This window comes from Gillisella vitis, from assembly GCF_021559775.1.
Lineage (GTDB): Bacteria > Pseudomonadota > Alphaproteobacteria > Rhizobiales > Rhizobiaceae > Allorhizobium > Allorhizobium ampelinum.
In genome coordinates this window covers 542365-555477 of record NZ_CP056048.1, presented here as the reverse complement: position 1 = coordinate 555477, position 13113 = coordinate 542365, and the positions used below count along the sequence as shown (strand labels likewise).

Sequence of the window (13113 nt, the reverse complement as noted above, 5' to 3'; positions counted from 1 at the left end):
GAACCGGCTTCATAGCACTCGCTCATCAAACTGTCTTACGGGATAAAGACAAGCCAATCACATCTTTGAAAAGACGGGTTTATCGAGGACCTCATTCCAAATTTTGCGAAAACGGCAATGGGTTGAAAACGCCAAAGCCCGGAAGAGACTTCCGGGCTTTGGACCTGCTACAAATTTCGGGCAATCAAGCGGCAATCCCCCAATCGCCGCAATTGCTGTGGGCAAACATCCGTTCGAGATTGAGAAAACAGATCATGCTCGCGCCCTGCACAATGATGCCATCGGAAAAATCCGTTCCGGTGCTGGTAGCTTGCGGCACGGGCTGCAAGCTACCAGCGGGAACCGTCAAGATGTCGGACACGGCATCGACAAGCAGGCCGACGACCGCACTGTCCACTTCCGCAACGATGATGGCGCTGCGCTCATTGGCCACCATGCCCTGCATTCCCAATTTGACCGCGAGATCGACGATGGGAATGACCGTGCCGCGCAGGTTGATCACCCCGATGACCTCAGCAGGGGCATGCGGCAAGGAGGTGGCCGGTGCCCAGCCGCGAATTTCGCGGATGGACGTGGTCTTGACGCAGAATTCCTGTCCATGCAGCCTGAAGGCCAGGATTTCTAGCGCATCCGCCTGGCTGGTCGAGGCCATCAGCATCAAAATTCCTCCCAGTTATCGGCCTTGGCCGCTGTTTGGAGACCCATGGCGCGGGCCACCTGCCCCACCATTCGCCGGGCCGGAGACGCAACCGGACGGTGCTGTTCATGCGCAGCAGCCGGCTTTTTAGATGTCCAGCCAGCAGCCGAAGAGGCAGGCATGGTCTGGGTGCCGTCGAGGTGGAATTGCGAAATCAATTGACGCAACCGGCCCGCTTCCGATGCCAGCGAAGAGCTGGCTGCCGTCGATTGCTCGACCATGGCGGCATTCTGCTGGGTCACCTGGTCCATCTGGTTGACGGCGGTGTTGACTTCGGCAAGACCGACCGATTGTTCGCGTGACGACAGGGCAATGGCATCAAGCTGGCTGTTGATGGTAACAACATGCGCTTCGATGGCCTTGAGTGCCTCGCCGGTCGCCCGCACCAGTGTCACACCATTGCTGACTTCGCCGGCAGAATTGCGGATCAACTCCTTGATTTCCTTGGCAGCACCGGCAGAGCGCTGGGCAAGTTCGCGCACTTCCTGGGCCACGACCGCAAAGCCCTTACCAGCCTCCCCGGCGCGCGCTGCTTCCACGCCCGCATTCAAAGCGAGAAGATTGGTCTGGAAAGCAATTTCGTCGATGACGCCAATGATGTTGGAGATCTGGTTGGACGATTGCTCGATCCGCTGCATGGCATCGACAGCGTTGGAGACGACAATGCCGGATTCGCGGGCTGACTGGTTGGCCTCGATCGCCACATGCCGGGCTTCTTCGGCGCGCTTGGAGGAATTGGCGACATTGGTGGTGATCTGGTCGAGGGCGGCGGCGGTTTCTTCCAGCGATGCGGCCTGCTGTTCGGTGCGCTTCGACAGGTCTTCGGCAGCCTGGCTGATTTCCCGTGAACCGCTATCGATAGAGCTGGTGGCATTAGCAACCGCACCCAGCGTATCGGACAATTGTGCAACGGCAGCATTGAAGTCATTGCGAAGCGCTTCGAACTCGGTGGCGAACGGCTGGCTCAAACGGAAGCCGAGATCGCCATTCGACAGTCGCTTCAGGCCATCGGCGAGGCCAGACGTCGCCTCTGCCATTTCTTCCGCACGCTTGCGGTCCATTTCTGCAACACGAGCCCGTTCCGCCTCGCTGGAATTGCGCACGCTTTCTGCTTCCCGTTCCAGTTCCCGGGCACGCAGGCCGTTATCTTTGAACACTTGCACGGCCTTGGCCATCCCGCCGACTTCGTCACGGCGCTCGGTTCCCGCAACATCCACAGAGAGATCGCCACCGGCCAGAGTTTCCATCGTTGCGGCAACCTTGCGGATCGGCAGGACAAGCCACGAGCGGATTGCGAAGAAGCCGATGGTCAGGACGATTGCCAGACCGGCTACGATGCTGGCCACCGTGACCATAGCGGCATGGCTTGATGTCACGGATAATGCATCGCTTTTCTGATCGGTGGCATTGTTCAAATCATCCACCAATTGCACGTTTTTTGGCATAATAACGCGAAACGCCGCCTGACACTCATTGATAAAGGCGGCTTGCGCGAGCGCCACGCCCTCTGGCGAATTGCTGGCATTGCCAAGAGCAATGGTATTGGCACAGGTATTGTCGATGATGCGCAGACTTTCCGTCTTGGCATCGGCAACATCACGGCGCTGGGGAACCGCGGCAATGGCAATGTCCATGAATTTTACGAAAGCAGCCCGTGAGGATTGAAGGTCCTGTTGAGAACCGGCTTTCTCTTTGTCGGAGCGAGCAATCGTCAGTTCCGCAATTGCCGAGCGTGCACCCTGCAAGGCCCGGTTGGCGCGCGATATCGCTGTCGCAGCGGCAGTATCCTGGGATATGAGGTCGCTATAGGATGTGTCGATATCCATAATGCGCGTTCCAGCATAGCCAGCAACGCCCAGTGCAAACACACCGAACAGCGCCATTATAGTTAAGAATTTACCAATGATTGGCAGGTTTTTCATCGCAGAAATCCAGTTTTGTTTCGTTTCTGGCGCGATAATTCGCCATGACCGATCTGGTTCCTGCGCAGTTGCGTCTATACTTAATGATTTATGTATAAAATTGAGACATCGCTGTTATCGAAATAGTGTACTCCATTATTTTCACACGCTGGTCGGGAAATACATGAATTTTGAAATTTTCGAAGCCAATAAAAACCTGAAATAAAATGGATTTCTTTTTTTAATTTTGCAGAAAAATGCGATAAAACATAGAATTACAAATATATAAATCAAACAATCAAGGCAGCCTTGATGCAACGGAGCTGCGCTCGATAAGCTCGGTCGTCAGAATGACATGCCGAGCTGGGTGGTTTGCGCCTTTTATTCTTTCCATCAAATGTGCTGCTACGGTTTTTCCCATATGATAGACCGGCTGGCGGATAACGGTGATCGGCGGAGAGGTCACAGCAGTCCAGTCGGCATCATGAAAGGCGATCAGCGAAAGATCCTGCGGGATCGTCAGACCGAGATGCCGGGCGACCTTGAAGACCTCAAGAGCGATAAGACTATCCGATGCGATGATGGCACTTGGCCGGTGCGCCGATTGCAGCAGATCAAGCGCCAGCGCCTCACATTTTTCCCGGCCATTCGCCCCGAGACGCACGGCCTGCAGGGGCGCAGGCAGTCCTGCGGCAGTGCAAACAGCAATAAAACCTTCAACACGATGCCGGACCGATGCCGTATGAAGATCGTCGAGACTCTTCATCCGATGGTCCGGTGTATCGCAGGCGGTGATATAGGCGATATCACGATGGCCATTGCGAATGAGGATTTCCGTTGCCTGTTGGGCCGCCTCACGGTCATCCGTTGTCACCGTGTCGACATCCAGGACAGGAAGGGCGCGGTCAAGCAGCACCAGCGGACAACCCGATTGCCGGATTTCTTGCAGGTGTTCGAAATCCAGCGTGCTTGCAGCCGAGATAATCAAACCATCGACCCGCTTTGCCAGCAAAGCCCTGACAGCAGCCTTTTCCGCCGCAACATCTTCGCCGGAATTGGTGAGGATGACAGTATAACCTGCCATGCGTGCCACATCGGCAATGCCGCGCACGGCGGAGCTGAAAAACGGGTTCTCAATATCCCCAACCACAACACCAATGGTGCCGGAGCGACCCGTTGTCATGCTACGGGCCAGCTCATTGGGCCGGTAGTCCAATGTGGCCGCAGCCTCCAGAACCAGCGTCCGCACCTTGTCGCTGACGGTGCCATAGCCGCCCAAAACGCGCGCGGCAGTGGCCTTGGAAACGCCTGCGGCTCTGGCCACATCGGCAACGGTGACGGATGATTTCCTGATCGGCGGCTGTTCCATGATATTAGCTCTATAAGGGATATTGACGGACGGTCAATGCGAATATAACAATTGTCAAACCAAAAGAGACCGGTCTCTTTAAGATAGAGACCGGTCTCATGTTCAATAACAAGAAAACGGCATGCGACAAGCATTTGCCGGATGGGTGGTTGCCGCCATTCATCCGGATGGGAAACCGTGCGCGCCAGCACAAGGACAGCGCGGCGAAGAAGAACAATCACCAGAGCGGAGAACAACGACAATGAGCATAACGAGAGCAATTTCACAGAAGGCGCGTGGCGCAGTTATCGCGGCGGTCCTTGCCTGTGCCGGATTGATGGCGCAGCAGGCCGTTGCAGCCGACAATCCTTACGGACTGATTGACCCGAAGGTCATCAGTGTCGGCACCATGGGCGATTCCAAACCCTATACATTCATCACCTCTGATGGCCAGTTCACCGGCTTCGACATTGAACTCTTTCTCAATGTTGCCGAGCGCATGGGCTTCAAGAAAGATCAGGTTGTCTTTACCGGTCAGGAATTTTCGGCCCTGATGCCGTCTGTTGCCAATGGCCGGTTCGACGTGGCCGTCGCGGCCATAGGCACGACCGAAGCACGCAAGAAGACCGTTGATTTCTCTGATGGCTATCTGGCCGGATATCTCTCGGTGCTGACCCCGGATGCGAAGATTACCGATGCCGCGGGCCTGAAGGGCAAGCGCCTGGGCGTGGTGCAAGGCACGTTGCAGGAAATCTATGCGACCAAGAATTTCAAGGACACCGATCTCGTCAAATTTCCCGACAACAACTCCGCCGTCTCGGCCCTGAACAATGGCACGGTCGATGCCCACTTCCTCGATTATGAGGCCGCCAAGGACTACACGGATCGTTTCAAGGCGCTTAAAATCGCCGTCAACATTCCAAGCTTTGATGCGCCTGCCGGTTTCGTGATCCGCAAGGGCAATGACGGGCTGCGCGAGGCCTTCAACAAGGGCCTGCACGCCGCGATGCAGGATGGCACATGGAAGAAACTCTACGAAAAATGGTTTCCCGGCTCGCCAATGCCTGCCGACTATCTTCCCAAGCCCTGATGTGACTCCGCCCGGTTGGTTGCGAACACCAACCGGGTCTCCACTGGGCAATTGACCATAACCGGGAAGGACTTTTGAATGGAATGGCTTGAAACACTGCGTCGCAGTTTTCTCGACTGGGACGCGATGGCCGAAGTCTTGCCTGCCATGATTACGGTCGGCTTGAAAAATACGCTTATCCTCGCCTTCGCCTCCACCGTGATTGGCGTGGTGATTGGCATGATCCTGGCCATCATGGGCATTTCGCGCTCGCCTTGGCTGCGCATTCCAGCACGGCTTTATACCGACATCTTTCGCGGCCTGCCTGCGATTGTGACGATTTTGTTGATCGGTCAGGGTTTTGCCCGCATTGCCCGTGAGATCTGGGGACCATCACCTTACCCACTTGGTATTTTGGCGTTGAGCCTGATTGCCGGGGCCTATATTGGCGAAATTTTTCGTTCCGGCATTCAAAGTGTCGATCGGGGCCAGCTTGAAGCCTGCCGGGCGTTGAGCATGAGCTATGGCCAAGGCATGCGTCTGATCATTGTGCCGCAGGGCGTACGCCGGGTGTTGCCAGCACTGGTCAATCAGTTCATCGGCAATGTGAAAGATTCCAGTCTCGTTTATTTTCTCGGTCTTTTGGCGTCGGAGCGTGAGATTTTCCGGGTTGGACAAGATCAGGCCGTTGTGACCGGAAATCTCTCGCCCCTGTTGCTGGCGGGCATGTTCTATCTGGTCATTACCGTGCCGCTGACCCATCTGGTCAACACCATCGATACACGGTTGCGGCTGGGTAAAAAACCTGCCAGCGAGGCCATAAGCGGTCTTGCCGAAGTGAGCGAGCTTGCAAAGGCCGTCGATGGTGCAAAAGCACCGGCCAAAGAGATCACCTTTACCGGCGGCAGTCTGGATGTGCGCGGGCTGACCATGGCCTATGGCACGCTGGATGTGCTCAAAGGTGTTGATCTCACCGTCAAACCCGGCACGGTCACCTGCATCATTGGCCCGTCTGGTTCTGGAAAATCGACGCTTTTGCGCTGCCTCAACCGCTTGGTGGAACCAAAGAGCGGCGATGTCCTGCTTGACGGTAGCAGCATTCTGGCGATGAAGCCCGAAAAACTGCGCCGCAAGGTCGGCATGGTGTTCCAGCATTTCAACCTGTTTCCCGATCACTCGGCGCTCGACAATGTCATGCTGTCGCTGACCAAGATCAAAGGCATGTCGCGGCAGGAAGCCGAACGGATCGCGCTGGCGAGATTGCGCGATGTCGGGCTGGAAAGCCGCAAACATCACCGCCCCGGCGGCCTCTCTGGCGGTCAACAGCAGCGGGTGGCGATTGCCCGTGCGCTGGCGATGGAGCCGGAAGTCATCCTGTTTGATGAAGTCACGTCGGCGCTTGATCCCGAACTGGTGAAGGGCGTGCTGAACCTGATGGCCGATCTGGGCGAACGGGGCATGACCATGGTGGTTGTGACCCACGAAATGGGCTTTGCCCGCCGCGTCGCTGATCAGGTGATTTTCATGGATGAGGGCAAGGTGGTGGAAGCAGGCTCGCCCGAGGCCATTTTTGACCACCCCCAGAGTGCGCGGTTGAAGCACTTTCTGGCGGAGGTTTTGTAAGTGATAAATAGAAGGCATAGACAATTATGAAAAAGCTCAGATGGGGCGTGCTGGGAGCCGCCAATATTGCCATCAAGGCCGTTATTCCGGCCATTCAGGCGGGCGAAACGGGCATTGTTGCGGCAATTGCGTCGCGCTCACTGGCAAAAGCGCAGAGTGTGGCGGCTGACCTTGGCATTGCCAAAGCCTATGGCAGCTATGAGGAATTGCTCCGCGATCCCGATATCGATGCCATCTATAATCCGCTGCCCAATCACCTGCATATGCCGATGACGCTGGAAGCTATCCGCCACGGCAAGCCAGTGCTGTGTGAAAAGCCAATTGCGTTGACGGCAGAGGAAGCGATGCAGATTGCTGATGCTGCCAGCTCCTCTGGTGTGCTGGTCGCAGAGGCCTTCATGGTGCGCCACCATCCGCAATGGCTGAAGGTGCGGGATTTGGTGAAAGCCGGGCGTATTGGCGAGGTGCGGAGCATTCAGACGATCTTCTCCTATTACCTTGATGATCCCGCCAATGTGCGCAACCAGAAAGATATTGGCGGCGGCGGGCTTTATGATGTCGGCTGTTACGCCATCAATACCGCCCGCTTTGTGTTTGATGGTGAGCCAGAGCGTGTGATTGGCCTGTTTGATCAGGATGAGACATTCCAGACGGACAGGATGATGAGCGGTCTGGCGGAATTCTCCGCCAATCGCCACCTCACGTTTACCTGCGCCACCCAATTATCCCTTTGCCAGAAGGTCACGGTGCTCGGCACCAAAGGCCGCATCGAAATTGCCATTCCCTTCAATGCCCCAACCGATGCGCCCACCACCATCACCATCGATGATGGCCGTGACCTGACCGGTGGCGGCTGTGAAGTGATCGAGATCAGCGCTGCCAATCAATATGGCCTGCAATGCGATGCTTTTGCCCGCGCGGTGCTGGCGGGTGAGCCTTTGTTATCCGGGCTAGGCGATGCCGTGGCCAATATGAAGGTCATCGATGCGTTTTTCCGCTCTGCCAAGAGCAATGGCTGGGAACAGCCGTGAACCAATTTACATCATCATGATTGAAGACTGAGAGAAAACCATGTCGAAAAACAAGATATCAAGCGCTGTCATTATCGGCGGCGGCATTTTTGGAACGTCCACGGCGGTTCAACTTGTCCGCAAGGGCGTCAATGTCACCCTGATCAATGACGGACCGGTTGGAAATGGCGCGTCCGGGCGCTCCCTGTCCTGGCTCAATTCCTCGCGGATGCGCTCTGATGCTTATCATCGCCTGCGGATGGCGGGTATTGATCGTTACCGCACATTGGCTGAACGGTTTCCGGGTGTCGATTGGCTGTCCTTCAAAGGCGGACTGACCTGGGATGCCGACGACGCCAGCAATGAGATTGATGCAGCCTATGACCATGAGGTCAAGCTCGCCTATGATGCCGTTCATCTGGCCGCAGACGAGGTCAAGGCTGTGACGCCTGGCGTCGATGCGGACGTGGTCACACCACAGGGCGCTATTTTCAACGCGGCCGAGGGTTGGGTGGATTTGCCCGCCCTGATCAAAATTCTCGTCGATGAATTTAAGGAGCGCGGCGGCACGCTGGTGACAGATGCCGGGGCGGCCAGCGTGATAATTGAAAACGGTCGCGCCGTTGGTGCTCGCGCAGCAAACGGTGCGACCTATCCTGCCGATGCGGTCCTAGTGGCAACGGGACCGTCCGTTCCAAAAATGGCCGCTGATGCAGGCCAGAAAATTGACGACGGCACCCCGATTTCGCTGTTGGTCACAACAAAGCCTCTCGACCTTCCCTTGACAGCCGTGCTGAACACACCCCGCATCGCTATTCGCCCCGGCCCCAACAACAGTTTTGCATTGGATTCGGCATGGTCCGAGGAAGAAGTCGGTACTTTGGCGGATGGCAGCTATCAGGTGAAGCAGGAAACGCTGGATGGCCTGTTGACGGAAGCCTCCAAGGTACTGGAAGGCAATCCGAAGCTCGAACTAGCCAGCTATGGCGTCGGCCGCAAACCCATTCCCGGCGACGGTGAACCGGTTCTGGGCGAATTGGCGGCCATTCCAGGCTACTTCGTTGCCTTCAGCCATAGCGGCGCAACACTGGGCCTGATTGTCGGCGAACTTCTCGCCTATGAAATCGCCAGTGGCGAACGCCATCCGATGTTGGCCACGTTCCGGCCTGAGCGCTTCGCCTGACGCGAACGTCACGCCGCCGGTCCAAACCGGCGGCGGATGTCTTTGGCTGATTGTCTTACAGTCTGTTCAAGAATTGCTGTTGGCCTGGCGAAAATGGTGATTTCGAGAACCGGAACGGAGCGTACTTAACGTACGTGAGTACCGGAAGCGCAGAAATCGCCATTTGCAGACGGTCAGCGGCGATTATTGGATAGACTGTCAGCGCGTCACATATTTGCGCCAGGGATGCTCTTCCTTGAAGCCAAGCACCTCGCGGGCCTTTCGGTTGGAAATCGGTGCCTCATTCTCACCCATCTCCCGTAGAACCGGCGTGTCGGGGCAATATTTGGCGAGAAATTCACGGGTCGGCAGATCGGCGGTGATCGTGTCGTTGACGGCATTGAACACCTGAAAACCGAGGCCGTCCTTTTCGATGCACAAATGGACGATTTCGCCGAGGTCGCGGGCGTCGATATAGCTCCAGGCATTGCGCTTGCGCGACATGGGGTTGTCGAGATAGCCAGGGAAATTGGCATAGTCATGCGGCTCGATCACATTGCCAATCCGCAGCGCATAGATATCGGCCTTGTAGCGCATGGCAAAAGCCCGTGCGGTCTTTTCATTGACCACCTTGGACAGGCCGTAGCTATCCATCGGGTCACTGTCATAATCTTCTTCAAGCGGAAAACCATGGTAATCCTTGTCACCTTCGGCAAAACAGACGCCATAGGTGGTTTCGCTCGACGCAATAATCACCTTGCGCACCCCAAGCTTCATTGCTGCCTCGATGACATTATAGGTTCCGACGACATTCGCCGAAAAGGTGCAATTATCAGGCTCGATCATCACCCGAGGAATGGCGGCGAAATGCACGACGGCATCGGGCGCAGATGGCGGGGCGCCGTGATCGTACCCGTCAAAACCGAAATGCGTCGTCAGCGCGTTGAACACCTGGCCGCTATCGGTGATATCGGTGATCAGCGTATTGACGCCAGGGCAGTCAAGCGGCTTCAGATCAAGGTTGAGGATCGAATATCCCTTGGCTTGCAGATGCGCAACGGCATGGCGTCCAGCCTTGCCGGTGCCGCCCGTAAAGACGATACGCTTGTTCATAATCTCTCTCCCTTATTTTCCGAGGCGGATGTGTCCCACACAGATGTGTCCACACCGCGACCTCCCGGCGTTTTTGGAGCCCACGTTTATGCGCTCGTCGCGGGTGCGGCAATGCAGGCCAGACGAACCGTGGAGACCAGTTGTTCGGCCCCATAGGGCTTGGTGAGCACACGAGCATCCGCTTCATCGCGCACGCAAGACGCATCACCCGTGGCAAAGACAATGCCTGCAGCTGGCCGGATCTGCCTTGTTCTTGCGGCAAGATCCCGCCCCGACATGCCCGGAAGGTTGACATCCGTCACCAGCACGTCAATCGCCAGGGTTTCAAGCGCGGCCATCGCCTGCTCTGCGCTGCTGACATCGATCACCACAAAACCGGCATCCTGAAGAATTTCCGCCGTATCCATCCGAATCAGCGCGTCATCCTCGACCAGAAGAACCGTCAGCGGCCCGGTTATGTCAGGTTCGGCGACGGCCACAGCCGGTTTCGGATCGGCGACCCTGCCCGTCAGCCGTTGACGTTGATTGGTCAGAACATGCCGGAATTTCCGTGCCAATGCCTCTTTTGTATAGGGCTTGGACAATAGCTCGACACCCGCATCCAGCTTGCCGCCATGCACTATGGAATTCTCGGTATAGCCGGATGTGAACAGCACGGCGATATTGGGAAGGCGTTCGCGAGCCTTGCGGGCCAGTTCCGGGCTTTTTAGGGTACCCGGCATAATGACATCGGTAAACAGGATGTCGATGGGGATGCCGCTTTCGATCACACTCAAGGCGCTGGTTGCATCGACAGCCTTCAATACCCGGTAGCCGAGATCCGCCAAGAGCGCCACGACCGTTTCTCGAACAGCCTCATCGTCCTCCACCACCAACACCGTCTCGCTGCCGCCGGTGATCGGCCCGGTATCGACGGCGATTTCTACGTCCTCAGCCTGCATGGCGCGCGGTAGATAAAGCCGGATCGTCGTTCCCTGGCCAATCTCCGAATAGATTTTCACATGGCCGCCGGACTGTTTGACAAAGCCATAGACCATCGACAGGCCAAGGCCTGAGCCCTTGCCTTCTGCCTTGGTGGAGAAAAACGGTTCAAACACCTTGTCGATGATCTCAGGCGCGATCCCTGACCCGGTATCGCTGACGGCCAGCATGACATATTGACCGGCCGAGACCTCGTCATGGGTCATGGCGTAAGCGTCATCCAGATGCACATTGGCAAGCTCGATGGTCAGCATTCCGACCCCATCCATGGCATCGCGGGCATTGATGGCAAGATTGAGAAGCGCGTTTTCGATCTGTGCCGGATCGATGAAGGTATTCCACAACTCCCCTGGAAACACCGTTTCCAGCTTGATTGCCTCACCAACGGCACGTCGCAGCATGTCATCCATCGCCTGGATGAAGCGGCTGATATTGACGACCTTCGGCTCCAGCGCCTGGCGCCGGCCAAAGGCCAGCAATTGGCTGGCAAGCTTTGAGCCGCGCGACACACCAGCCATGGCATTGGAAACTCGGGTTTCGGCGCGTTCATTGCCCGCCACATCTTTCGACAACAGCTGAAGATTGCCGGAAATCACCTGCAACAGGTTGTTGAAATCATGGGCGACACCGCCGGTCAGTTTGCCGACCGTTTCCATTTTCTGCGCCTGCGCCAGCTTGGCTTCGGCCTGGCGCCGTTCGCCAATTTCCGCGACGACGCGGGCTTCCAGCGTCTCATTCAGATGGCGCAACTGCTCTTCCGCCAGTTCGCGGTAGCGCACCTGCCGCGCCAGGGTCTCGGCCTGCTGACGCAAGGTCGCTTCAGCGGCCCGCTGGTGGGTGATATCGGTGTGAACGCCGACCCATTCGATGATTTCACCCGCATTGTCCAGAAGCGGCAGCGCCCGGATGGCAAACTGGCGCCAGACACCATCGGCCCGCCGGACACGGTGCTCATGGATAAACATGGTTTTACTGTCGACCGCCGCCCGCCAGGCGCCAATGGTGGCGGTAACATCGTCCGGATGAACGGCATCGGACCAGCCATAACCCTGGTATTCGGCCATGGACTGGCCTGTCAGCGCCGACCAGCCGGCCTGTTCTCCCTCCATCCGGCCATCGCGGCCATTGGTCCACAACACCCCGTGAACCGCATCCATGGCGGTGCGGAACCGGCGATTGCTGATGATCAGGGCCGCTTCGCGCCTCGCATGCTCCTGCATATCGATACATAGGATATGAACCCCAGGGATCGAACCATCCGCCTCGACATGCGGGATATAGCGTATTTCCAGCCGATGCTCCGCGCCGTTGCGAATAATTGTCGCTTCCGAGGTAAAGCTTTCACCCGCAAGGCCACGCTCAATGGAAGAGCGGCGGTTGGTATATGACAAATCGCCAAGCAGTTCGCGCACATGACGCCCAACCACCCGTTCAGGCGCAATACCGAACCAGTCTTGATAGGTGGCATTGACGAAACGATAGATGTGATCCCGGTCGACATAGGAAATCAACATGGGCACGGCATCCGTAACCCGCCTCAACTCCGCCTCGCGCTCAGCCAGCCGCCTCTCTACCGACAGACGCGCGCTGTTATCGACAATCGTACACATCACGCCACCGACCTTGGCGTCGGCATCGTACACCGGAGTATAGAAAAGATCGAGAAACAGTCTTTCCGGTCCCGACCGGCGATTCAGCACAATCGGCTGATCCCGATACACCACCGTTTCGCCCCTGAAACCGGCTTCCAGAATACCACGGTTCCAATCCCAGACTTCCGGGAAGGCGGTGGCAACAGGCATGCCGAGCGCTATCGGGTGGCGATCCGCAGCAATGACACTATAGGCATCGTTATAAATCATGATGTGGTCTTTTCCCCACATCAATACAGTCGCAACCGGTGAATTGACCACATTGGCGACCGTCCCCCGCAATTCTCCCGACCATTGACAAACCGCCCCGAGGCTGGAATTGCGCCAATCCCGCCCCCGGATCAGATCGCCGCAATTGCCGCCACCTTTTGGCCATTCCACGTCTTGCATGCCCATATCTTGCCCGCCTATGGGCAAACCCGCGTTGCGCAGCCCGTCAAGGGCTGCGCACACCATGTCGTTTGCGCTGGCATAGTCGCCGGACGCAAGGCTGGCATGAATGAAACCCTCGAGTTCGGGGGTGAGCGAAACGTTACGCAGGGGGCGACTGATCATAG

Annotated in this window: 10 protein-coding genes; 5 read left to right on the top strand and 5 right to left on the bottom strand. The window is 57.0% G+C overall.

Going from position 1 to position 13113, the window contains the following annotated elements:
- Window positions 1–184: 184 nt before the first annotated feature.
- From AVCG78_RS19645 to AVCG78_RS19635, 3 genes are all read right to left on the bottom strand, one after another.
- A complete protein-coding gene (locus AVCG78_RS19645) occupies window positions 185–658 on the bottom strand; it encodes a chemotaxis protein CheW (protein ID WP_071203951.1) in 474 nt (157 codons plus the stop codon).
- Window positions 658–2619: a methyl-accepting chemotaxis protein gene (locus tag AVCG78_RS19640; RefSeq protein ID WP_071584441.1), complete on the bottom strand. Its 1962-nt coding sequence runs from the start codon at window positions 2617–2619 to the stop codon at window positions 658–660. The genes AVCG78_RS19645 and AVCG78_RS19640 overlap by 1 nt, the downstream gene beginning before the upstream one ends.
- Before the next feature lie 277 nt (window positions 2620–2896).
- Window positions 2897–3967, bottom strand: a complete 1071-nt coding sequence (locus tag AVCG78_RS19635; RefSeq protein WP_071206008.1) for a LacI family DNA-binding transcriptional regulator — start codon at window positions 3965–3967, stop codon at window positions 2897–2899.
- Between the two features lie 98 nt (window positions 3968–4065).
- Here AVCG78_RS19635 and AVCG78_RS19630 point away from each other — a divergent pair, with 98 nt between their 5' ends.
- The 5 genes from AVCG78_RS19630 to AVCG78_RS19605 all read left to right on the top strand — a co-directional run bounded on the left by AVCG78_RS19630 (window position 4066) and on the right by AVCG78_RS19605 (window position 8831).
- Entirely contained in the window at window positions 4066–4212 is a 147-nt protein-coding gene (locus AVCG78_RS19630) for a hypothetical protein (protein WP_156582602.1), read from the top strand.
- Entirely contained in the window at window positions 4209–5036 is an 828-nt protein-coding gene (locus AVCG78_RS19625; protein WP_071206006.1) for an ABC transporter substrate-binding protein, read from the top strand. Before AVCG78_RS19630 ends, AVCG78_RS19625 begins: the two co-directional genes overlap by 4 nt.
- A 78-nt stretch (window positions 5037–5114) precedes the next feature.
- The gene (locus AVCG78_RS27230) at window positions 5115–6638 is read left to right on the top strand and encodes an amino acid ABC transporter permease/ATP-binding protein (protein WP_012653894.1); all 1524 of its coding nucleotides are present in this window, start codon (window positions 5115–5117) and stop codon (window positions 6636–6638) included.
- Between the two features lie 26 nt (window positions 6639–6664).
- Window positions 6665–7669 (top strand): Gfo/Idh/MocA family protein, encoded by a 1005-nt coding sequence (locus AVCG78_RS19610; RefSeq protein ID WP_139191518.1) that lies wholly within the window; start codon window positions 6665–6667, stop codon window positions 7667–7669.
- Between the two features lie 40 nt (window positions 7670–7709).
- Entirely contained in the window at window positions 7710–8831 is a 1122-nt protein-coding gene (locus AVCG78_RS19605; protein ID WP_071584442.1) for an NAD(P)/FAD-dependent oxidoreductase, read from the top strand.
- A 198-nt stretch (window positions 8832–9029) separates the two neighbouring features.
- On the opposite strand, the gene AVCG78_RS19600 is transcribed toward AVCG78_RS19605, so the two are convergent.
- Both AVCG78_RS19600 and AVCG78_RS19595 read right to left on the bottom strand, forming a co-directional pair.
- A complete protein-coding gene (locus AVCG78_RS19600) occupies window positions 9030–9923 on the bottom strand; it encodes an NAD-dependent epimerase/dehydratase family protein (RefSeq protein WP_071584443.1) in 894 nt (297 codons plus the stop codon).
- An 86-nt stretch (window positions 9924–10009) separates the two neighbouring features.
- A complete protein-coding gene (locus AVCG78_RS19595; protein ID WP_143049372.1) occupies window positions 10010–12952 on the bottom strand; it encodes a response regulator in 2943 nt (980 codons plus the stop codon).
- Between the last annotated feature and the right edge of the window lie 161 nt (window positions 12953–13113).